The sequence below is a fragment of the Pseudomonas rhizosphaerae genome (assembly GCF_000761155.1).
Classification (GTDB): domain Bacteria; phylum Pseudomonadota; class Gammaproteobacteria; order Pseudomonadales; family Pseudomonadaceae; genus Aquipseudomonas; species Aquipseudomonas rhizosphaerae.
The window spans coordinates 1,343,564-1,364,575 of sequence record NZ_CP009533.1; the positions used below are offsets into that span (position 1 = coordinate 1,343,564).

General features: G+C 63.1%; 19 protein-coding genes. 13 read left to right on the forward strand and 6 right to left on the reverse strand.

Going from position 1 to position 21,012, the window contains the following annotated elements; genetic code table 11:
• Positions 1-69: 69 nt before the first annotated feature.
• Genes LT40_RS06115 through LT40_RS06130 form a run of 4 tightly spaced genes read right to left on the reverse strand, consistent with a single transcriptional unit; the run spans position 70 to position 3,594 of the window.
• The gene (locus tag LT40_RS06115; protein WP_043187708.1) at positions 70-810 is read right to left on the reverse strand and encodes a YciK family oxidoreductase; all 741 of its coding nucleotides are present in this window, start codon (positions 808-810) and stop codon (positions 70-72) included.
• A gap of 25 nt (positions 811-835) precedes the next feature.
• Positions 836-1,507, reverse strand: coding sequence for an N-acetylmuramic acid 6-phosphate phosphatase MupP (gene mupP / locus LT40_RS06120; protein ID WP_043187713.1), 672 nt, complete (start codon positions 1,505-1,507; stop codon positions 836-838).
• Positions 1,508-1,509: 2 nt separating this feature from the next.
• On the reverse strand, positions 1,510-2,208 hold the full coding sequence (gene ubiG, locus LT40_RS06125; protein ID WP_043187716.1) for a bifunctional 2-polyprenyl-6-hydroxyphenol methylase/3-demethylubiquinol 3-O-methyltransferase UbiG: 699 nt from the start codon (positions 2,206-2,208) through the stop codon (positions 1,510-1,512).
• A 57-nt stretch (positions 2,209-2,265) separates the two neighbouring features.
• On the reverse strand, positions 2,266-3,594 hold the full coding sequence (locus LT40_RS06130) for a TRZ/ATZ family hydrolase (protein WP_043187718.1): 1,329 nt from the start codon (positions 3,592-3,594) through the stop codon (positions 2,266-2,268).
• 105 nt (positions 3,595-3,699) lie between these two features.
• Between LT40_RS06130 and mtnA the strand changes: the two genes are divergently transcribed.
• The 13 genes from mtnA to LT40_RS06195 all read left to right on the forward strand — a co-directional run bounded on the left by mtnA (position 3,700) and on the right by LT40_RS06195 (position 18,839).
• Positions 3,700-4,776 (forward strand): S-methyl-5-thioribose-1-phosphate isomerase, encoded by a 1,077-nt coding sequence (gene mtnA / locus LT40_RS06135; protein ID WP_043187719.1) that lies wholly within the window; start codon positions 3,700-3,702, stop codon positions 4,774-4,776.
• A gap of 313 nt (positions 4,777-5,089) precedes the next feature.
• Positions 5,090-7,894: a DNA gyrase subunit A gene (gene gyrA / locus LT40_RS06140; protein ID WP_043187721.1), complete on the forward strand. Its 2,805-nt coding sequence runs from the start codon at positions 5,090-5,092 to the stop codon at positions 7,892-7,894.
• Positions 7,895-8,055: 161 nt separating this feature from the next.
• Positions 8,056-9,141: a 3-phosphoserine/phosphohydroxythreonine transaminase gene (serC, locus tag LT40_RS06145; RefSeq protein ID WP_043193347.1), complete on the forward strand. Its 1,086-nt coding sequence runs from the start codon at positions 8,056-8,058 to the stop codon at positions 9,139-9,141.
• Entirely contained in the window at positions 9,141-10,235 is a 1,095-nt protein-coding gene (gene pheA, locus LT40_RS06150) for a prephenate dehydratase (protein ID WP_043187723.1), read from the forward strand. Before serC ends, pheA begins: the two co-directional genes overlap by 1 nt.
• Before the next feature lie 17 nt (positions 10,236-10,252).
• The gene (gene hisC / locus LT40_RS06155; protein ID WP_043187725.1) at positions 10,253-11,362 is read left to right on the forward strand and encodes a histidinol-phosphate transaminase; all 1,110 of its coding nucleotides are present in this window, start codon (positions 10,253-10,255) and stop codon (positions 11,360-11,362) included.
• Positions 11,355-13,616 carry a bifunctional prephenate dehydrogenase/3-phosphoshikimate 1-carboxyvinyltransferase gene (locus LT40_RS06160; RefSeq protein ID WP_420329674.1) on the forward strand — a complete coding sequence of 754 codons (2,262 nt, stop codon included), beginning with the start codon at positions 11,355-11,357 and terminating at the stop codon, positions 13,614-13,616. The genes hisC and LT40_RS06160 overlap by 8 nt, the downstream gene beginning before the upstream one ends.
• A complete protein-coding gene (cmk, locus tag LT40_RS06165; RefSeq protein ID WP_043187727.1) occupies positions 13,613-14,299 on the forward strand; it encodes a (d)CMP kinase in 687 nt (228 codons plus the stop codon). The genes LT40_RS06160 and cmk overlap by 4 nt, the downstream gene beginning before the upstream one ends.
• Positions 14,300-14,420: 121 nt before the next feature.
• Complete coding sequence (gene rpsA, locus LT40_RS06170) at positions 14,421-16,109, forward strand: 30S ribosomal protein S1 (RefSeq protein WP_043187729.1); 1,689 nt, start codon at positions 14,421-14,423, stop codon at positions 16,107-16,109.
• 153 nt (positions 16,110-16,262) lie between these two features.
• Positions 16,263-16,562 carry a hypothetical protein gene (locus tag LT40_RS06175; protein WP_043187730.1) on the forward strand — a complete coding sequence of 100 codons (300 nt, stop codon included), beginning with the start codon at positions 16,263-16,265 and terminating at the stop codon, positions 16,560-16,562.
• Between the two features lie 213 nt (positions 16,563-16,775).
• A complete protein-coding gene (locus LT40_RS06180) occupies positions 16,776-17,075 on the forward strand; it encodes a fimbrial protein (RefSeq protein WP_043187732.1) in 300 nt (99 codons plus the stop codon).
• Positions 17,076-17,186: 111 nt separating this feature from the next.
• Positions 17,187-17,480 (forward strand): integration host factor subunit beta, encoded by a 294-nt coding sequence (ihfB, locus tag LT40_RS06185; RefSeq protein WP_043187734.1) that lies wholly within the window; start codon positions 17,187-17,189, stop codon positions 17,478-17,480.
• 21 nt (positions 17,481-17,501) lie between these two features.
• Positions 17,502-17,852 (forward strand): LapA family protein, encoded by a 351-nt coding sequence (locus tag LT40_RS21905; RefSeq protein ID WP_084139722.1) that lies wholly within the window; start codon positions 17,502-17,504, stop codon positions 17,850-17,852.
• Between the two features lie 114 nt (positions 17,853-17,966).
• Positions 17,967-18,839, forward strand: coding sequence for a DUF2242 domain-containing protein (locus LT40_RS06195; protein WP_052393267.1), 873 nt, complete (start codon positions 17,967-17,969; stop codon positions 18,837-18,839).
• Between the two features lie 18 nt (positions 18,840-18,857).
• Here LT40_RS06195 and LT40_RS06200 read toward each other — a convergent pair whose 3' ends face one another.
• Both LT40_RS06200 and LT40_RS06205 read right to left on the reverse strand, forming a co-directional pair.
• Positions 18,858-19,880 (reverse strand): AraC family transcriptional regulator, encoded by a 1,023-nt coding sequence (locus LT40_RS06200; protein ID WP_043187736.1) that lies wholly within the window; start codon positions 19,878-19,880, stop codon positions 18,858-18,860.
• Between the two features lie 4 nt (positions 19,881-19,884).
• Positions 19,885-21,000, reverse strand: a complete 1,116-nt coding sequence (locus LT40_RS06205; protein WP_043193358.1) for a nitrilase-related carbon-nitrogen hydrolase — start codon at positions 20,998-21,000, stop codon at positions 19,885-19,887.
• Positions 21,001-21,012: the final 12 nt, after the last annotated feature.

The window sequence follows — 21,012 nt, forward strand, 5'->3', positions numbered from 1 at the left end:
CACCAATGTTGCGCGACAGGCTGGCTGGCCGGTCGTCACAACGGTTGGCGCCCGCCCTGAGGACACCTTTCACTGGGCGTCGAACGCCTGGCCGTTGATCCCGGCACTGTCGGGTCCCATCAGATACAAGTACACCGGCATGATGTGCTCGGGCAGCGGGTTGCGGCTCGGTTCCTCGGCCGGGTACGCCTGCGCGCGCATGGCGGTACGCGTCGCGCCAGGGTTGATGCTGTTGGAGCGCGCGGCGCTGACGCCTTCCAGCTCGTCCGCCAGGGTCTGCATCAAGCCCTCGGTGGCGAACTTCGATACGCCATAGGCACCCCAGTGCGCACGGCCCTTGCGACCGACGCTGCTGGAGGTGAACACCACCGAGCCATCCGCCGCTTGCTTGAGCAAGGGCAGCAGGGCACGAGTCAGCATGAAAGTGGCATTCACATTGACCTGCATCACCTGGACGAATTCGTCGTCGGGCAGCACGTCGAGCGGCGTCCGCGGGCCAATGATCGAAGCGTTGTGCAGCAGGCCGTCGAGACGGCCGAACGTGGTCTCGATCATCTGCGCCAGCTGCGCATACTGCTCGGTGTGCGCGCTTTGCAGGTCGAATGCGATGACCACCGGCTGGGCATGCCCGGCTGCTTCGATTTCGTCATAGACAGCCGTGAGGTTGGATTCGGTCTTGCCCAGCAGCAACACGGTGGCACCATGGGCTGCGTAGGTTTTCGCGGCGGCGGCGCCGATGCCGCGGCCGGCACCGGTGACCAGGATGACGCGCCCGGCCAGCAGGTCGGGGCGGGCTGAGTAATCGAACATGGGATCTCCCGGATAATGAGTTGGCTCAGCAGCTGCAGAGGGCTTGATCCAGCACGCGGCGCAGATCCGACGGGTGATCCACCACCACATCGGCGCCCCAGTGATCGGGATTGTCGTCGGGGTGGATGTAGCCGTAGCGCACCGCAGCGGTCTTGGTCCCGGCGTCGCGGCCCGACGCGATGTCGCGCAGGTCGTCGCCGACGAACAGCACGCTGGCCGGGTCCAGGCCAAGCGTGCTGCAGGCCAGGCGCAGCGGTTCGGGGTCCGGCTTGCTGCGCGTCACGTGGTCGGGGCAGATGAGCAGTGCCGAGCGCTGGGCCAGCCCCAGCTGCTGCATGATCGGCTCGGCGAAGCGCAGTGGCTTGTTGGTCACCACGCCCCAGATCAGGTTGGCCTGCTCGATGTCGTCGAGCAGTTGCGCCATGCCTTCGTACAAATGGCTGTGGACCGCGCAGCCTTGTTGGTAACGCTCGAGAAACTCCAGGCGCAATGCTTCAAATTGCTCGGTCTCGGCCGGCACGTCGAACGAGGCCTGGACCATCGCCTTGGCGCCACCAGAGATCACGTCGCGAACCCGTTGCTCGTCGATGGGCGGCAGGTCGCGCGCAGCGCGCATGGCCTGGCAGATGGCGATGAAGTCCGGCGCGGTGTCGAGCAACGTGCCGTCCATGTCGAAGAGTACCGCTCGCAGGCGCATGCTCATTCCTCGCGTAGGGTCTGGATCATGTAGTTGACGTCGACGTCCGCCGCTAGCTTGTAGTGCTTGGTCAGCGGGTTGTAGGTCAGGCCGATGATGTCCTTGACGTTCAAGCCGGCTTCGCGGCTCCAGGCGCCGAGTTCGGACGGGCGGATGAATTTCTTGAAGTCGTGGGTGCCGCGTGGCAGCAGCTTCATGATGTATTCGGCGCCGATGATCGCGAACAGGTAGGCCTTGGGGTTGCGGTTGATGGTCGAGAAGAACACCTGGCCGCCGGGCTTGACCATGCGGAAACAGGCGCGGATGACCGACGAAGGGTCCGGCACGTGCTCAAGCATCTCCAGGCAGGTGACCACGTCGAACTGCTGCGGGCACTCGGCCGAAAGGGCCTCGGCAGTGATCTGGCGGTATTCCACCTCCACACCGGATTCGAGCTGGTGCAGGCGGGCGACCGCCAGCGGCGCCTCGCCCATGTCGATGCCGGTGACCTTGGCGCCGCGCAGGGCCATGGCTTCGCTGAGGATGCCGCCGCCGCAACCGACGTCCAGTACCTGCTTGCCGGCCAGGTTGACCCGCTCGTCGATCCAGTTGACGCGCAGCGGGTTGATGTCGTGCAGCGGCTTGAACTCGCTGTTGCGGTCCCACCAGCGGTGCGCCAGGGCTTCGAACTTGGCGATTTCAGCGTGGTCGACGTTGCTCATTGGGTGTCCTCTAAACGATGTGATTCTTGAATTCGGTAGTGCCGGGCCGGGGAACCATTACCGCTCTGCGGCAATGCGTTCACCCCAGGCGCTGGCCTTGTCGCGCAGCGAAGTTTCGTCCAGGCGCGTCAGGCGGCCCTCGTCGAGCAGTTGCCTGCCCGCGACCCAGACGTGGCGGACGCATTCACGGCCGCCGGCGTAGATCAGTTGCGATACCGGGTCGTACACCGGCTGCTGGGCCAGCCTGGACAGGTCGAAGGACGCCAGGTCCGCCGCCTTGCCCACTTCCAGCGAGCCAACATGCGCTTCCATACCCAGAGCGCGAGCGCCATTGAGGGTTGCCATGCGCAACGCGCGGTGCGCATCCAGGGCGGTCGCCGAACCGGCGACGGCCTTGGCCAGCAGCGCCGCGGTGCGCGTGTCGCCGAGCAGGTCGAGGCTGTTGTTGCTGGCGGCGCCGTCGGTGCCCACGGCTACGTTGACGCCAGCCAGCCAGAGTTTCTCCACCGGGCAGAAGCCACTGGCCAGCTTGAGGTTGGACAGCGGGCAGTGCACGACGTTGCTGTTGCTTTCCAGCAGCAGGGCAAGGTCGGCGTCATCTACCTGCGTCATGTGCACTGCCTGGAAGCGCGGGCCCAGCAGGCCGAGGCGGGCGAGCCTGGCCAGGGGGCGCTCGCCGCTCTGCTGCAGGGCATCGCTCACTTCACCTGCGGTTTCATGGACGTGCATGTGGATGGCGGCGTCCAGTTCGTCCGCCAGCACGCGGATCTTGTGCAGGTTTTCGTCGCTGACCGTGTAGGGCGCATGGGGGCCAAAGGCGATGCTCACGCGGGGGTGGTGCTTGAGGTCGTTGAACAGCTCGACGCCCTTGTGCAGCGCCTCGTCGGCATCCCGCGCGCCGGGGATGGGGAAGTTGAGCACCGGCACCGTCACCTGCGCACGCATGCCGCTGGCATGCACGCGCTCGGCGGCCACTTCGGGATAGAAGTACATGTCCGAAAAACAGGTGATGCCGCCTTGCAGTTGTTCGGCGATCGCCAGATCGGTGCCGTCGCGCACGAACGCCTCGCTGACCCAGCGGGCTTCGGCGGGCCAGATGTGTTGTTCGAGCCAGGTCATCAGCGGCAGATCGTCGGCCAGGCCGCGGAACAGGGTCATCGCTGCGTGCCCGTGGGCATTGATCAACCCCGGTGCGAGCAACTGGCCCGGTAGTTCGCGGATTTCCCTCGCCTGCAAGCGGGCGGCAGCACTGCGCGGGCCAATGAAGGCGATCTGGCCGTCCCGGATACCCAGGGCATGGTCCTGAAGCACGACACCCGCGGGCTCGACCGGTACCAGCCAGGTGGGCAGCAGGAGCAGGTCCAGGGCGGTATCGACGTCGGGCATGGCAAGTTCCGGGGCTTCGGCAGGTGATGGCGAAGTATACCCGAGCGTCTTGGGCGGGGGCTCGCTATAATCGGCCGCTTTTGGCGTCTGAGTACGGAGTGGGGCATGCGTGATCGATTGTTGGCGGCGGAACGGGTCAAAGCCGTTGATTGGCGAGGTGACGCGTTGCACCTGATCGACCAGCGCGCGCTTCCTGCGCAGGAAGTCTGGCAGGCTTTCGTCGATGCCCCCGGTGTGGCCGGTGCGATTCGTTCCGGGCTCGTGCTCGGTGCCTCGGCCGTTGCCATCTGCGCAGCCTATGCAGTGGTGCTCGCAGCCCGCCTGCATCGCGCGACCGGTGCCGACTGGCGCCACGGCCTCGACGAAGACCTGCGCATGCTGGCCGCACTCCGCCCGGCCACGGCGAACCTGTCCTGGGCGCTGGAACGCATGCGCGAACGCCTGGGCCGTGTGCGAGCCGACGAAGACCCACTGCCCGCGCTCGAAGCCGAGGCCCTGGCCATTCACCAGAGCGATCGCGAAGCCAATCTGACCATGGCCCAATTGGGTGTGGAATTGATCCGTCGGCACCAGGGCAACCTGCAGACCGTGCTGACCCACGCCAATGCCGGCGCCCTGGCCAGCGGCGGCTTCGGTACCGCGCTCGGAGTGGTGCGTGGGGCGTTCCACGAAGGCATGCTCGAACGCGTCTATGTCGGCGAAACCCGCCCGGCCCTGCAGGGTTCGCGCCTGGCCGCCTGGGAGCTGTCCCGCGAGGGCGTGCCGTTGACCGTGACGGCCGACTCGGCAGCGGCGCACCTGATGAAAAGCAAGGGCATCACCTGGGTGATCGTCGGCGCCGAGCGGATTGCCGCCAACGGCGATATCGCAGCGCCCATCGGCACTTATCAGCTGGCAGTCGGTGCGATGCACCACGGGGTTCGCTTCATGGTGGTGGCCACCAGCGCGGCGATCGACATGGCCCTGGAAAGCGGCGACGACATTCCCCTGCTCGAGCGCGATGCCCGTCAATTGCTGGACGTGGCCGGGACGCGCATCGGCGCCGATGTCGAGGCGTTCAACCCAATCCATGACGTGACACCGGCCGACCTCATCGACGTGATCGTCACCGAAAAAGGTATCGTCGAGCGGCCCGACGCGGCCAAGCTCGCGCAACTGATGTGTCGTCGACGGCTGCATTGAGCTCGCCACGGTGGCAAAACGCTCGTTTTTCGTACCCCGCCAGGTCTGCAAGCGCCGCAGTGCCATGCCAGAGGCTCGATACGACTCGATCAAGGGTCCTGTCAGGGTTTAAGGGGATAGGTGTCTGACGGCGATTGTGCTAACATCCAGCGGTTTTCAGGGGTGCATCGAGGTGTGCCCCCAGCGCCGTAGGTCCGAGGCGTAACTCGTTGATTTGTCGTAAGTCGCCGTTGGCATCTGCCAGCGGCGGCAAGCTTCGTTCTTCTCACAGGGAGGCAACGGAGTTTCACCAGAAAAAGGAATCAGGCTTCTCATGGGCGAACTGGCCAAAGAAATCCTCCCGGTCAATATCGAAGACGAGCTGAGACAGTCCTACCTCGACTACGCCATGAGCGTGATCGTCGGTCGTGCACTGCCTGATGCACGTGACGGCTTGAAGCCCGTGCATCGCCGCGTTCTGTTTGCGATGAGTGAGCTGGGCAACGATTGGAACAAACCCTACAAGAAATCGGCCCGTGTGGTCGGTGACGTGATCGGTAAGTACCACCCGCACGGTGATACCGCGGTCTACGACACCATCGTGCGCATGGCCCAGCCGTTTTCCCTGCGCTACCTGCTGGTCGATGGCCAGGGCAACTTCGGTTCCGTTGACGGCGACAACGCCGCGGCCATGCGTTACACCGAGGTGCGCATGACCAAGTTGGCCCACGAGCTGCTGGCCGACCTGCACAAGGAAACCGTCGACTGGGTGCCCAACTACGATGGCACCGAGCTGATCCCGGCAGTCATGCCGACGCGCATTCCCAACCTGCTGGTGAATGGTTCCAGCGGTATCGCCGTGGGCATGGCGACCAACATCCCGCCGCACAACCTGGGGGAAGTGCTCGACGGCTGCCTGGCGGTCATCGACAACCCGGACGTCACCATCGATGAGCTGATGCAGTTCATTCCCGGCCCGGATTTCCCCACCGCCGCGATCATCAACGGTCGCCAGGGCATCATCGAGGCTTACCGTACCGGTCGTGGCCGCATCTACATGCGCGCCCGTTCGCACGTCGAGGACATCGACAAGGTCGGTGGTCGCCAGCAGATCGTCGTCACCGAATTGCCGTACCAGTTGAACAAGGCCCGCCTGATCGAGAAGATCGCCGAGCTGGTGAAGGAGAAGAAGCTCGAAGGCATCTCCGAGCTGCGCGACGAGTCCGACAAGGACGGCATGCGGATCGTCATTGAGCTGCGCCGCGGTGAAGTGCCGGAGGTGATCCTCAACAACCTCTATGCACAGACCCAGCTGCAGGCGGTGTTCGGTATCAACATCGTCGCCCTGATCGACAACCGTCCGCGCATCCTCAACCTCAAGGACCTGCTCGAGGCCTTCGTTCGCCACCGTCGCGAAGTCGTCACCCGTCGCACCGTGTTCGAGCTGCGCAAGGCGCGTGAGCGCGGGCACATTCTCGAAGGCCAGGCGGTCGCGCTGTCCAACATCGATCCGGTCATCGCCCTGATCAAGGCCTCGCCGACGCCGTCCGAAGCCAAGGAAGCGCTGATCAGCACGCCGTGGGAATCCAGCGCGGTGGTGGCCATGGTCGAGCGCGCCGGTGCCGAGTCGTCGCGTCCGGAAAACCTCGATCCGCAGTACGGCCTGCGCGACGGCAAGTATTTCCTCTCGCCGGAACAGGCCCAGGCCATCCTCGAGTTGCGCCTGCACCGCCTGACCGGCCTGGAGCACGAGAAGCTGCTGGCCGAGTACCAGGAGATCCTCAACCAGATCGCCGAGCTGATCCGCATCCTCAACAGCGCCGAGCGCCTGATGGAAGTGATCCGCGAGGAGCTGGAGCTGATCCGCGCCGAATACGGCGACGTGCGCCGCACCGAGATCCTCGATTCGCGTCTGGACCTCACCCTGGGTGACATGATCCCGGAAGAGGAGCGCGTGGTGACCATCTCCCACAGCGGCTACGCCAAGACCCAGCCGCTGTCCTCCTACCAGGCCCAGCGCCGTGGCGGCAAGGGCAAGTCGGCCACCGGCGTCAAGGACGAGGACTACATCTCGCACCTGCTGGTCGCCAACAGCCACGCCACGCTGCTGCTGTTCTCCAGCAAGGGCAAGGTGTACTGGCTCAAGACCTACGAAATTCCCGAGGCCTCCCGCGCGGCCCGTGGCCGTCCGCTGGTCAACCTGCTGCCGCTGGATGATGGCGAGTACATCACCACCATGCTGCAGATCGACCTCGAGGCCCTGCAGGCCACCGCCGGTGCCGACGAAGAGCTGGACGACGCCGACGACACCGTGCTCGAAGGCGAGATCGTCGAGCCAGAGGAAGTCGTCGAGGCGGCTGAAGGCGAAGACGGCGACACCGCCGAGCTGGTGGCCGAGCCGACCGGCGCCTACATCTTCATGGCCACCGCGTTCGGTACCGTCAAGAAGACCCCGCTGGCGCAGTTCGCTCGTCCTCGTTCCAGCGGCCTGATCGCCCTGAAACTCAAGGAAGGCGACACCTTGATCGCCGCCGCCATCACCGACGGCGCCAAGGAAGTCATGCTGTTCTCCGATGCCGGCAAGGTGATCCGCTTCGCCGAAGGCGTCGTGCGTCAGATGGGCCGTGGCGCTCGCGGTATCCGCGGCATGCGCCTGGGCAAGGGCCAGCAGCTGATTTCCATGCTGATCCCCGAGTCCGGCGCGCAGATCCTTACCGCTTCGGAACGCGGCTTCGGCAAGCGCACGCCGCTGAGCAAGTTCCCTCGTCGCGGTCGCGGCGGTCAGGGCGTGATCGCCATGGTCACCAAGGAACGCAACGGCAAGCTGATCGGTGCGATCCAGTCCCAGGAAGGCGAGGAGATCATGCTCATTTCCGACCAGGGCACACTGGTGCGTACCCGCGTCGGCGAAGTGTCCAGTCTGGGCCGCAACACCCAGGGCGTGACCCTGATCAAGCTGATCACCGACGAGAAGCTGGTGGGCCTGGAGCGTGTTCAGGAACCATCGGAAGTCGAGGATGATGAGCTGGAAGAAGGTGTTGAAGGCGCTGAAGGGATCGAAGCTGTAGAGCTGGACGATTCCGAAGTGGCTCAGGGTGACGTCGAGCCCGATGCCGCGGACGAAGCGCCCGAGGAGTAAGCTGTAGGGCAGGGGAGTGGGCGGTGGATTCTTCGCGGCCAATGGCCGCTCCTACAGGTTGGCGAAAATCCCTGTAGGAGCGGTCATCGGCCGCGAAACACGCACCGCCGATTTCCGGCACACCCGGGTCAGCCCCGAATTCAAGCAGAGCGAGAGTGGATGTGAGCAATCGAGCCTTTAACTTCTGCGCAGGCCCCGCTGCGCTTCCCGAAGCCGTACTGCAGCGCGCCCAGGCTGAAATGCTGAACTGGCGTGGCAAGGGTCTTTCGGTGATGGAGATGAGCCATCGCAGCGAGGACTACACCGCCATCGCCGAGAAGGCCGAACAAGACCTGCGCGACCTGCTTGGCGTGCCGTCCAACTACAAGGTGCTGTTCCTGCAGGGCGGGGCCAGTCAGCAGTTCGCCGAAATCCCGCTCAACCTGCTTCCCGAGAACGGCACGGCGGACTACATCGAGACCGGCATCTGGTCGAAGAAGGCCATCGAGGAAGCACGTCGCTACGGCAACATCAACGTGGCTGCCAGTGCCAAGTCCTGTGACTACCTGGCCATCCCCGGCCAGGACCAGTGGGCGCTGACGCCTGGCGCGGCCTACGTTCACTACGCGTCCAATGAAACCATCGGCGGCTTGCAGTTCGACTGGGTGCCGCAGACCGGCGATACGCCACTGGTCGTCGACATGTCGTCGGACATCCTCTCGCGGCCCATCGACGTCTCCCGGTTCGGCCTGATCTACGCCGGCGCGCAGAAAAACATCGGCCCCAGCGGCCTGGTCGTGGTGATCGTGCGCGAAGACCTGCTGGGCAAGGCCCGCAGTGCCTGCCCGACCATGCTCGACTACAAGATCGCCGCCGACAACGGCTCGATGTACAACACCCCGGCCACCTATTCCTGGTACCTCTCAGGTCTGGTGTTCGAGTGGCTCAAGGAGCAGGGCGGCGTTCAGGCCATGGAGGCGCGCAACCGCGCCAAGAAAGACCGCCTGTACGGTTTCATCGATGCCAGCGGCTTTTACAGCAACCCGATCTCGCTCGACGCCCGGTCCTGGATGAACGTACCGTTCCGCCTGGCCGACGAGCGCCTGGACAAGGCTTTCCTGGCCGGTGCCGACGCACGCGGTCTGCTCAACCTCAAGGGTCACCGTTCGGTCGGTGGCATGCGCGCCTCCATCTACAACGCCCTGGGCCTTGACGCCATCGAAGCGCTGGTCGACTACATGGCGGAGTTCGAAAAGGAAAACGGCTGATGTCCGAACATGAACTCAAGGCCCTGCGGGTCCGCATCGACAGCCTCGACGAAAAGATCCTCGAGCTGATCAGCGATCGCGCCCGCTGCGCCGAAGAAGTCGCACGGGTCAAGATGGCCGCGCTGGCCGAAGGCGAGGTGCCGGTGTTCTACCGGCCCGAGCGTGAGGCGCAAGTGCTCAAGCGTGTCATGGAGCGCAACAAGGGGCCGTTGAGCAACGAGGAAATGGCCCGTCTGTTCCGCGAGGTCATGTCTTCCTGCCTGGCCCTGGAGAACCCGCTGAAGGTGGCCTACCTGGGTCCCGAGGGCACCTTCACCCAAGCGGCCGCCATGAAGCACTTCGGCCACGCCGTGATCAGCAAGCCCATGGCGGCGATCGACGAAGTGTTCCGCGAAGTGGTCGCCGGTGCTGTGAATTTCGGCGTGGTGCCGGTGGAGAACTCCACCGAAGGCGCGGTGAATCACACCCTCGACAGCTTCCTGGAACACGACATGGTGATCTGCGGCGAAGTCGAGCTGCGCATTCACCATCACCTGCTGATCGGCGACAACACCAAGACCGACAGCATTACCCGCATCTATTCCCACGCACAGTCGCTGGCGCAGTGCCGCAAGTGGCTGGACGCACACTACCCGAACGTCGAGCGCATCGCGGTCGCCAGCAACGCCGAAGCGGCCAAGCGGGTCAAGGGTGAATGGAATTCGGCCGCCATCGCCGGCGACATGGCCGCCGGCCTGTACGGCCTGGAGCGCCTGGCCGAAAAGATCGAAGATCGCCCGGACAACGCCACGCGGTTTCTGATCATCGGCAACCAGGAAGTGCCGCCCACCGGCGACGACAAGACCTCGGTCATCGTCTCCATGAGCAACCGCCCGGGCGCCCTGCACGAGCTGCTGGTGCCGTTTCACGACAATGGCATCGACCTCACGCGCATCGAGACACGCCCGTCGCGCAGCGGCAAGTGGACCTACGTGTTCTTCATCGATTTCATCGGCCACCACCGCGACCCGTTGATCAAGGGCGTGCTGGAACAGATCAGTCAGGAAGCCGTAGCACTCAAGGTGCTGGGCTCGTACCCCAAAGCGGTTCTTTAACAGAAGGGTTAGCACGCATGACCGATTTCCTTGCCCTGGCCCAGACCGGTATTCAGCAGTTGTCCCCGTACGTTCCCGGCAAGCCGGTGGACGAGCTGGCCAGAGAGCTGGACATGGATCCAGCCAGTATCATCAAGCTGGCCAGCAACGAGAACCCGTTGGGCGCAAGTCCCAAGACTCGAGCTGCCATCGAGCGCGAACTGGCCGAGCTGACGCGCTATCCAGACGGTAACGGCTTCGAGCTCAAGACCCAGCTGGCGCGGCAGTGCCGCGTACAGATCGACCAGGTGACTTTGGGCAACGGCTCCAACGATATTCTCGAGCTGGTCGCTCGGGCCTACCTGGCGCCGGGCTTGAACGCGGTGTTCAGCGAACATGCCTTCGCGGTCTATCCGATTGTCGTGCAGGCGGTGAACGCCGGCGCGCGGGTCATCCCGGCCAAGCAGTTCGGCCATGACCTGCCCGCGATGCTGGCGGCGATCGATGACAAGACGCGCATCGTGTTCCTGGCCAACCCGAACAACCCGACCGGCACCTGGTTCGGGCCGCAGGCCCTGGAAGACTTCCTGGCCGCGGTTCCACCCACCGTCGTCGTGGTGCTCGACGAGGCCTATATCGAATACGCCGTGGGTGGCGATCTGCCCGACGGCCTGGATTACCTGGCGCGTTACCCTAACCTTTTGGTGTCGCGCACGTTCTCCAAGGCCTACGGCCTGGCCGCACTGCGAGTGGGTTATGGTCTGTCTTCGCCGGTGATCGCCGATGTGCTCAACCGGATTCGCCAGCCATTCAACGTGAACAGCCTGGCGCTGGCAGCGGCCTGCGCTGCGCTCACCGATACCGACTATCTGCAACGCAGCCGCGAACTCAACAGCGCAGGCATGCAGCAGTTGGAGAAAGGGTTCGCCGAGCTGGGGCTGCAGTGGATCCCGTCCAAGGGCAATTTCATTGCCGTGGATGTCGGTCGCGATGCTGGTCCGGTGTTTCAGGGGCTACTGCGCGAAGGTGTGATCGTGCGCCCGGTGGCCGGCTATGGCATGCCCAATCACTTGCGCGTGACTATCGGCCTGGCCGAAGAAAACAGCCGCTTCCTGGAGGCGTTGCGCCAGGTGCTGGCTCGTGTCTGATTTCACGCAATTGCAACCGGGCGCTGCCAGAATAGGCCGCCTGGTGGTAGTGGGGTTGGGACTGATCGGCGGCTCGTTTGCCAAGGGCATCAAGCAAAGCGGCCTGGCCGATGAAGTGGTGGGGGTCGATCTCGATCCGCGCTCCTGTCAGCGTGCCGTCGAGCTGGGCGTGGTGGACCGTTGCGAAGTGGATCTGGCCAGTGCCTGTGTCGGCGCCGACGTGATCCAGCTGGCCGTGCCGATTCTGGGCATGGAAAAACTGCTGGCGGCACTGGCGCGGCTCGATCTGGGCCAGGCGGTGATCACTGATGTCGGCAGTGCCAAGGGCAATGTGGTACGAGCCTATCGCGACGCCTTTGGCGGTGATCTGTCACGCTTCGTCCCGGGCCATCCGATCGCCGGTTCCGAGCAGAGCGGGGTGGAGGCGGCCAATGCCGAGTTGTTCAAGCGGCACAAGGTGATCCTCACGCCGCTGGCCGAAACCTCGCCCCAGGCGCTGGCCCAGGTCGACGGCCTGTGGCGCGCCCTGGGCGCGGATGTCGAGCACATGCAGGTCGAGCGCCACGATGAGGTGCTCGCCGCCACCAGCCATTTGCCCCATTTGCTGGCGTTCGGTCTGGTCGATTCGCTGGCCAAACGCAGTGAAAACCTGGAAATCTTTCGCTACGCTGCGGGCGGTTTCCGCGATTTCACAAGAATCGCCGGCAGTGACCCGGTCATGTGGCACGACATCTTCCTCGCCAACCGCGAGGCCGTATTGCGCACACTCGATATTTTTCGCAGCGATCTCGACGCCCTGCGCGACGCGGTCGATGCAGGGGATGGGCATCACCTGTTGGGCGTGTTCACACGCGCCAAGGTGGCCCGCGAGCACTTCAGTAAAATCTTGGCCCGTCGGGCCTATGTGGACGCTATGAACTCCAACGACGACCTGATCTTCCTGGGCAAACCCGGCGGCAGCCTCACTGGCCGCATTCGCGTACCGGGCGACAAATCCATTTCGCACCGTTCGATCATGCTCGGCTCGCTGGCCGAGGGCACTACCGAAGTCGAAGGCTTCCTTGAAGGCGAGGACGCCCTGGCGACCTTGCAGGCCTTCCGCGACATGGGTGTGGTCATCGAGGGCCCGAACCAGGGCCGCGTGACCATCCATGGCGTCGGCCTGCACGGCCTGCAGGCGCCGCCGGGGCCGATCTACCTGGGTAACTCCGGTACTTCGATGCGCCTGCTCGCCGGTATTCTCGCGGCGCAGAGCTTCGACACTACGCTGACCGGCGATGCCTCGCTGTCCAAGCGGCCGATGAATCGCGTTGCCAATCCCCTGCGGGAAATGGGCGCGGTCATCGAGACCGCTGCCGAGGGCCGCCCGCCGATGGTCATCCGTGGCGGGCAGCGCCTCAAAGGCTTGAACTACACCCTGCCGATGGCTTCCGCGCAGGTCAAATCCTGCCTGTTGCTGGCCGGATTGTGGGCCGACGGCAAGACCACCACCACCGAGCCTGCCCCCACCCGCGATCACACCGAGCGGATGCTGCGCGGTTTCGGCTACCCGGTGGACGTCAATGGCCCGCGGGCGTCGGTCGAGTCCGGCCACACGCTGAAGGCGACCCATATCGAAGTGCCAGGAGACATCTCCTCGTCGGCGTTCTTCCTGGTGGCCGCCTCGATCGCCGAAGGCTCGGACCTGACCCTGGAGCACGTGGGCATCAACCCGACGCGCACGGGTGTGATCGATATCCTGCGTCTGATGGGCGCCGACATTACCCTGGAGAATCAGCGTGAAGTCGGTGGCGAGCCGGTTGCCGACCTGCACGTGCGAGCTGCCCGGCTCAAGGGCATCGAGATCCCCGAAGCACTGGTGCCGCTGGCCATCGACGAATTTCCCGTGCTGTTCGTCGCTGCGGCCTGTGCCGAAGGCCGCACCGTACTGCGCGGCGCCGAAGAGCTGCGGGTGAAGGAGTCCGACCGTATTCAGGTCATGGCCGACGGCCTGCAGGCGTTGGGCGTGAAATGCGAGCCCACGGCGGACGGCATCATCATCGACGGCGTCGGTCACGGTGTGCCGGCCATGGGCGGCGGCGAAGTGCACGGTCACGGCGATCATCGCATCGCCATGGCGTTCAGTGTTGCGTCCCTGCGCGCCAGTGCGCCGATCCGCATCCACGATTGCGCCAACGTCGCCACTTCGTTCCCCAACTTCCTTGGCCTCTGCGCCCAGGTCGGCATCAACGTGGCCGAAGAGGTTGCGTCGTGAACCAGGCGCCGGTCATCACCATCGATGGGCCAAGCGGCTCGGGCAAGGGCACCATCGCCGGTATCCTGGCCAAGCGCCTGGGCTGGAAACTGCTCGACTCCGGTGCGCTGTATCGACTGCTGGCCTATGCGGCACGCAACCACGGCGTGGACCTGAGCAACGAAGCCTCGCTGATGGTGATGGCTGCGCACCTGGACGTGCAGTTCATCGCTGCCGCCGACGGGCAGCCGCAGCGCATCGTTCTGGAAGGCGACGACGTCAGCAAGGACATCCGCAACGAGCAGGTCGGTGCCGGTGCATCCCTGGTCGCGGCGCTGCCGGCGGTGCGCGACGCGCTGTTGCAGCGCCAGCGCGCATTCCAAGAAGCGCCTGGCCTTGTGGCCGACGGTCGCGACATGGGCACGGTGGTGTTTCCCGAGGCGGCGCTCAAGGTATTCCTGACCGCCAGCGCCGAGGAACGTGCGCGCAGACGTTACTTGCAGTTGAAGGCTGCGGGCAACGATGTTAGTCTGTCGAGTCTGCTAGATGAGATACGTAAACGCGATGAGCGTGACACCCAGCGCGCAGTGGCCCCGCTCAAACCGGCGGCCGATGCCATACAGCTGGATTCCACGGAGTTGTCCATCGAGCAGGTGTTGCAACGCATCATGAGTGAAGTCGCACTGCGCGACATCGCCGGGTGACGAAGAAGCCATACGGGAACCCAGTCAAGATCCCGGTGGCTTTCTTTTACTTGAACGAAACCCACGTTGTCTGGAGCGTGGCTGATGGGCGTATGTTTCGCCCAAATCTACAGGAATTAAAATGAGCGAAAGCTTTGCAGAACTCTTTGAAGAAAGCCTAAAAACTCTCAATCTTCAGCCAGGCGCAATCATCACCGGTATCGTCGTCGATATCGACGGTGACTGGGTTACTGTCCACGCCGGTCTGAAGTCCGAGGGTGTCATCCCGCTCGAGCAGTTCTACAACGACGCTGGCGAACTGACCATCAAGGTCGGTGATGAAGTTCACGTTGCGCTGGACGCGGTAGAAGACGGCTTTGGCGAAACCAAGCTGTCCCGCGAAAAAGCCAAGCGTGCCGAGTGCTGGATCGTTCTGGAAGCAGCTTTCGCCGCCGAGGAAGTGGTCAAGGGCGTTATCAACGGTAAGGTTAAAGGCGGCTTCACTGTCGACGTTAACGGCATCCGTGCGTTCCTGCCTGGTTCCCTGGTCGATGTCCGCCCTGTGCGCGACACTACCCACCTGGAAGGTAAAGAGCTCGAATTCAAGGTCATCAAGCTGGACCAGAAGCGCAACAACGTTGTCGTTTCCCGTCGCAGTGTCCTGGAAGCCGAGAACTCCGCCGAGCGCGAAGCTCTGCTGGAATCCCTGCAGGAAGGTCAGCAAGTCAAAGGTATCGTCAAGAACCTCACCGATTACGGCGCATTCGTCGATCTGGGTGGCGTCGATGGCCTGCTGCACATCACCGACATGGCCTGGAAGCGTATCAAGCACCCATCGGAAATCGTCAACGTTGGCGACGAGATCGATGTCAAGGTTCTGAAGTACGATCGCGAGCGTAACCGCGTATCCCTGGGCCTGAAGCAACTGGGCGAAGACCCATGGGTTGCTATCAAGGCACGTTACCCAGAGAGCACCCGCGTCATGGCGCGCGTAACCAACCTGACCGACTACGGCTGCTTCGCAGAGCTGGAAGAAGGCGTGGAAGGCCTGGTACACGTTTCCGAAATGGACTGGACCAACAAGAACATCCACCCTTCGAAAGTCGTACAAGTCGGCGACGAAGTGGAAGTCATGGTTCTGGACATCGACGAAGAGCGTCGTCGTATCTCCCTGGGCATCAAGCAGTGCAAGTCGAACCCGTGGGAAGACTTCTCTGGCCAGTTCAACAAGGGCGATAAAATCTCCGGCACCATCAAGTCGATCACCGATTTCGGTATCTTCATTGGTCTGGACGGCGGCATCGACGGTCTGGTTCACCTGTCCGACATCTCCTGGAACGAAGTGGGCGAAGAAGCCGTACGTCGTTTCAAGAAGGGCGACGAGCTCGACACCGTCATCCTGTCGGTAGATCCAGAGCGCGAGCGCATCTCCCTGGGCATCAAGCAGCTGGAAGACGATCCGTTCTCCAACTACGTTGCCGTCAATGACAAAGGCGCTATCGTTCGCGGTATCGTCAAGGAAGTTGACGCCAAGGGCGCTGTAATCACCCTGGCCGACGACATCGAAGCCACTTTGAAAGCTTCCGAAATCAGCCGTGACCGCGTTGAAGACGCGCGCAACGTTCTGAAGGAAGGCGAAGAAGTCGAAGCCAAGATCATCAGCGTCGACCGCAAGTCCCGCGTCATCCAACTGTCGATCAAATCGAAAGACGTTGAAGACGAGAAAGAAGCTATCCAGAGCCTGCGCGACAAGCCAGCCACTTCGGATATCGCTGCTGGTCCGACCACTCTGGGCGACCTGCTGCGTGCTCAGATGGAAAAGCAGAACTAAGTTCTGTTTGACCTGTAGAAAAAGGGCGACTTCGGTCGCCCTTTTTTGTGCCTGTGATTTGTGCTCCTTGCAGTGCCGCAGACGGTCGATGGCGAACTAACCAGGGCCTTGGGTGTTCAAAGGCAATAAGTGAATACCCAAGGATCGCCAGGGATGAAAACCGTAGTAACCGCAATGCTGTTCGTAGTAGTTGGTCTGACATCCGCATGCTCGTCCACCTCGGTGGTCAAGCGAGATTATCGAGGCATGCAGGCGTTGCAGATCAACTGTAGTGGCTTGGGGTCGTCATGGGGCAAGTGCTACGACAAGGCAGAGCACGCCTGCCGTTCGGCGGGCTACAAGGTCTTGGCAAAGACCTCGGATATCAAGGAAGAACCGGAGGATGGCTTTCTTGGCTGGAATCCGGGCATGGCCAGCCGGACCATGTTCGTGCGTTGCAACAGTCAAGGCTGACTGCCCTGGGGACGCTATCTATAACTGGGAGCAACATACGAAAAGTTACAAACTTTTCAATCGTCGTACTGAAACCTGCCTGAAGTAAATTAGCAATTGGCCACTTACTTGGATAGGGTAGGTGGCTTGTCGCTGTCCCCCGATTTCGACATTTCGCTTGAAAAGTCGCCCCTTGAACCCGTGTCCATCCAAGAAGTAGAAAAGGCTCGAGTCATGAAATTTACCCTGCTCATCGCAGCACTGCTGCTGGTGACCGCGTGCGCCGCCACCTCCACGTCCCACGGCAAGCGTGGCAGTCGTGGGTTGCATATCAACTGTTCGGGCCTGACCTCGTCCTGGACGCAGTGCGAGAAAGAAGCCGAATCCGCCTGCGGGCCTGCGGGCTACCGCACCCTCGCCAAGTCCAGTGACGTCAAGGAAGAACCGGACGACTACGTCTTCGGTCTCAACCCTGCCGGTTATTCGACGCGCAGCATGATCGTCAAATGCCGCAAGAGCAGTGCGTTCAAATAGTGCGCCGCCAACTCATTTTCAAGAAGTCAAGAGTCGGGCTGTTCAAATCTGTCAAGCCATGCTAAAACCTTCTCAGCGCTGATCTAGCTGCTTGATAAAGAAGGGAAAAATATGACGAAGTCGGAACTGATCGAACGTATTGTCACCCATCAAGGTCTACTTTCATCCAAGGATGTGGAATTGGCCATCAAGACCATGCTCGAGCAAATGTCGCAGTGCCTTGCCACGGGCGACAGGATCGAGATACGGGGCTTCGGCAGCTTTTCACTGCACTATCGCGCACCGCGTGTCGGGCGCAATCCGAAGACTGGCCAGTCGGTGAGCCTGGACGGCAAGTTCGTCCCTCACTTCAAGCCTGGCAAGGAATTGCGCGACCGGGTGAACGAGGACGAAGAACTCGCTTGATCGACGTTGAAGGAGAAGGCTTTGCGTAATCTCAAGAAGTTGCTGCTGGTGTTGATTTTCCTGGCAGTCGCCGCTGTGGTGCTGGTGTTCGTGCTGGAGAATCAACAGGGCGTGGCGCTGAGTTTTCTTGGGTGGTCCAGCACGACATTGCCGGTGTCGGTATTCGTTCTGGCGGGCATGCTCGCAGGCATGCTGTTGGGCCCCTTCTTTGGTTGGTACATTGCCGCAAGCAGCAAGCGTCGCTGGCGCAAGCAGTTGCGCGCCAAGGCCCGGGCAGAGCAGCGCGCGACCCTGGCAAGCACATCGGTCGATTCACCTGCCACCGCTGCTACACCTGCGCAGGTCGCGCCTCAGCAGGTAGTGGTCAAGTAACGCAGTCCGTGGAAACATCGCGTATCAGCGCATGTCCCGGTTGAACGGTATTTGCTGCGCCATCGGTGCAGTTTCTGTTGCACAATAGCCGCAGACCGTTTTCCAGGACCCACAATGTCATTCCCATTACGCTTTGGGCGCCACCTTCCCAGCGCCATTCTGGCTCTTGCATGGCTTGGCCTGACAGGGTGTTCCTCGCCCAAGACTGCCATCTACGAACATGAAAACTTTGCCGATTCGGGCACTTTTTCCCGCAACTATCCGGTCAGCGATATCGCCTCCTGTGAGGCGGCGCGCCGGGCATTGCTGAGCCAGGGCTACATCATCACCAGCAACGATCCGCGTCAGGTGAGTGGGCACAAGAGTTTCCAGCAGACCGGCGAAAGTCACCTCGAGATCAGTTTCAATGTGGTCTGCGTCGCCGATGCCAGCAGCGAGCACAGCTCCACGTTGTTCGCCAATGCCTTGCAGGATCGCTACGCATTGAAGAAGGTCAACAACTCCGCGAGCGTGGGTGTCGGGGTACTGGGTTCGGTGTCGATGCCGATCGGCTCAACCGATGACTCCATGGTCAAGGTGGCCAGCGAAACGGTGGCATCGGACAAGTTCTACGACCGCTATTTCTCCCTGGTGGAGAGCTTCATGCCCGTGCAGGCGAAGAAGGTCGTGCCGGCCCAGCCTGCCAAGGATGAACTGGGCGTTCCCGATACCGTCCCTGCCGCTTCCTTAGCGCCTGCACCTGTACCTGCATCTACACCTGCAGCAGCCTCTGCGGCCGCGCCGCTGGTTCAGCCGACACCGACCGCCATCGAGGCGCCGCAGGCCGAGGTCGCTCCCGAGCAGCAAGCCTCACAACCGATCGCCCCACCTGCACAGCCGGCACCTATCCAGTACGTTCCGCTGCCCGAGACGACCCAGGCCATGCCCGATGCTGCTCCTGAAGCCCCAGCGGCGCCTGCCGTCGATTCGGCCGTTCCCCAGCCCTGAGGCTTGGGCCCGTGAAGGTCATTGGCGGCTCGCACGCCGGTATTCGCCTGGTGTAACCGCGCACCAACGCTTGAAGGCGCGCTGGAATGCCTCGGCCGACGTGAAGCCCAGCAGGTAGGCTATCTCGCCGAAGGCCAACTCGGTATCGCGGATGTAGGTTTGTGCCAGGTCGCGGCGGGTGTCGTTGAGAATCGAGCGAAACTGCGTACCTTCCTGGGTCAGTTTGCGCCGTAGAGTCCAGGCCGGCATCTTCAGGCTGGCGGCGACTTCATCGAGCGTCGGCTCGCGCCCGCCATTGAGCAACGGGCCCAGCAGTTGGCTGACCCGCTCGCCAAGAGTGCGGATGCGCGTCAACCGTTCCAGTTCCTGCTCGCATAGCTGCAACAGGTGTTGCCAGGTACTGGGGCAGTGTTCGGGATTGCGCAGGTTAAGGCTGGCATGGGTCAGGCGCAGCTGGTTGTGTTCGCAGCCGAAGGCGGCGTTGGCGGGGTAGTGGGCGGCATAGCCAGGCGCGGAAAACTCGATCTCCAGCCGCTGTGCATTCAGGTTCTGTCCGGCCAGAATGCTCAGTTGCCGTAGCCAGCCCGTCAGGAGCGAGTCCACCACAAAGCGGTTATAGGCGTTGTAGGGACTGATCGAATAGAAGCGCAGCCAAGCGCCTTCACGGTCCTCGTGGAAGCTCGACTGCCCGCGATAGTTGGCGGCGTACAGCGCTTCGAAACGAATGAGCGTGCGGGCCGCCTCGCGTACGGTCGGTGCCTGTGCTGCCGTGACTCCGGCAAGGCCTGCCTGGCTAAGTCGGCTGGCTTGGCCAATGCGCAGGCCCAGGGCCGGGTCGCCGGTCAGGGCGATGGCCGCGTGGCCCAGGCGCATGTAGCGGGCGATGGTCAGCCGCGCTCCGGCGACGTTGAGCCGGCTGGGTTCCAACCCGTACTGTGCTAGTAGAGGCATGGGATCATGGCCGTGACTGCGTACCGCTTGCGCCAGGCTCTGGGTGAAGCCCACTGACAAGTCGCCGAGTCTGGTGCGCTGGCCGCTCACGAGTCTAGAGCCACAGGTTGATCAGGCGCGCGCCACGCCCGTCGCCGACCTGGCTGAAGCGCTCGCCCTGGCGGGCAAAGCTGCGCCCCTCGTAGAACTGATTCCAGAAGTGCCCGCCCATGAACACGGTCATGCTCGCCTGCGCTACGCTTTCTTCGCCCAGGCGCTGCCAGGCTTGTGCCTCGCTGACCTGGCCCGGCAGCAGGGCGGCATTGTCCGGGGTGGCGCTGATGCGAAAGCCGCGCCACGGGCTGGACCAGCGGCCGCGGCCCAGCACCGATGCCGGTACCGCCAGCAATTGCACGTCTTGCTGGCGCAGCTGTGCATGGCTTGCCGGGTGCCAGCTGTCGGTGCCGATCAGCACGGCGAGTTTTCCCGCCGGGGTCTCGAACACGTTGAACGGTGCGTCGCCAAGAGGTTGCACATAGCGGCGCGTGGGGTGGCTGGTGAAGTGCTGCAGCTGCGGTTGACCCAGCACGGCGCCATCGGCGGCAAATACGACGCTTGCGTTGTACAGGGGCCCGTTATCGGTGCACAGGCGACCATCTACCACCGAGGGGCTGGGCAGAACGATGGAGCCTGCGACCAAGGTCACGCCAAACTGCCTGGCAAGGCCGCCGAACAGCGCTTGGTACTGGTCGGCCATGCGCACGGCCTTCATGCGCAGGTAGGCGTCGGCGAAGCGATCGTCGCCATGGGCGCGGGCCAGTCCGGCGAGCAGATCCACAGGGTTGCTGGCGGCCAGCCATTGTTCGGCATCGCGCCGCTGCAAGGCCTGGTAAAACTCGTTTTTCTCGCCCACTGCCCACAGCCAGGTGCCGATGTGCTCGGGCAGGACCACGACGGTCTTGCTGCCGATCAGGCCGGCGTTCTGGGCATGCTGCAGATAACCAGCCAGTTTCAGGCGCAGGCGCTCGACGCTTTGGTAGTCCGCCGGAAACAGTTCGGGCTGGATCCCCAGCAGATTGCCTCGCCCGGCAGAAGCGCCGTCGACCGCATCGAGGTTGATACGCAGGTCCGACAGGTAGTGCCCTACGGGGCGCTGGGTGGTCCATAGCGCATAGGTGGTCAATGCCGCCAGCAAAAGCAGGGCGACGGCGGACATGAGGATTTTGCGCATGAAGGACAACAA

Bases quoted from the DNA above. Each gene is read 5' to 3' on its own strand.
- LT40_RS06180 (WP_043187732.1), top strand. From the start codon at position 16,776: ATGAAATTTACCCTGCTCATCGCAGCACTGCTGCTGGTGACCGCGTGC.
- ihfB (WP_043187734.1), top strand. From the start codon at position 17,187: ATGACGAAGTCGGAACTGATCGAACGTATTGTCACCCATCAAGGTCTA.
- rpsA (WP_043187729.1), top strand. From the start codon at position 14,421: ATGAGCGAAAGCTTTGCAGAACTCTTTGAAGAAAGCCTAAAAACTCTC.
- LT40_RS06115 (WP_043187708.1), bottom strand. From the start codon at position 810: ATGTTCGATTACTCAGCCCGCCCCGACCTGCTGGCCGGGCGCGTCATC.
- pheA (WP_043187723.1), top strand. From the start codon at position 9,141: ATGTCCGAACATGAACTCAAGGCCCTGCGGGTCCGCATCGACAGCCTC.
- LT40_RS06130 (WP_043187718.1), bottom strand. From the start codon at position 3,594: ATGCCCGACGTCGATACCGCCCTGGACCTGCTCCTGCTGCCCACCTGG.
- LT40_RS06205 (WP_043193358.1), bottom strand. From the start codon at position 21,000: ATGCGCAAAATCCTCATGTCCGCCGTCGCCCTGCTTTTGCTGGCGGCA.
- LT40_RS06175 (WP_043187730.1), top strand. From the start codon at position 16,263: ATGAAAACCGTAGTAACCGCAATGCTGTTCGTAGTAGTTGGTCTGACA.
- gyrA (WP_043187721.1), top strand. From the start codon at position 5,090: ATGGGCGAACTGGCCAAAGAAATCCTCCCGGTCAATATCGAAGACGAG.
- ubiG (WP_043187716.1), bottom strand. From the start codon at position 2,208: ATGAGCAACGTCGACCACGCTGAAATCGCCAAGTTCGAAGCCCTGGCG.
- mtnA (WP_043187719.1), top strand. From the start codon at position 3,700: ATGCGTGATCGATTGTTGGCGGCGGAACGGGTCAAAGCCGTTGATTGG.
- LT40_RS06195 (WP_052393267.1), top strand. From the start codon at position 17,967: ATGTCATTCCCATTACGCTTTGGGCGCCACCTTCCCAGCGCCATTCTG.
- mupP (WP_043187713.1), bottom strand. From the start codon at position 1,507: ATGCGCCTGCGAGCGGTACTCTTCGACATGGACGGCACGTTGCTCGAC.
- hisC (WP_043187725.1), top strand. From the start codon at position 10,253: ATGACCGATTTCCTTGCCCTGGCCCAGACCGGTATTCAGCAGTTGTCC.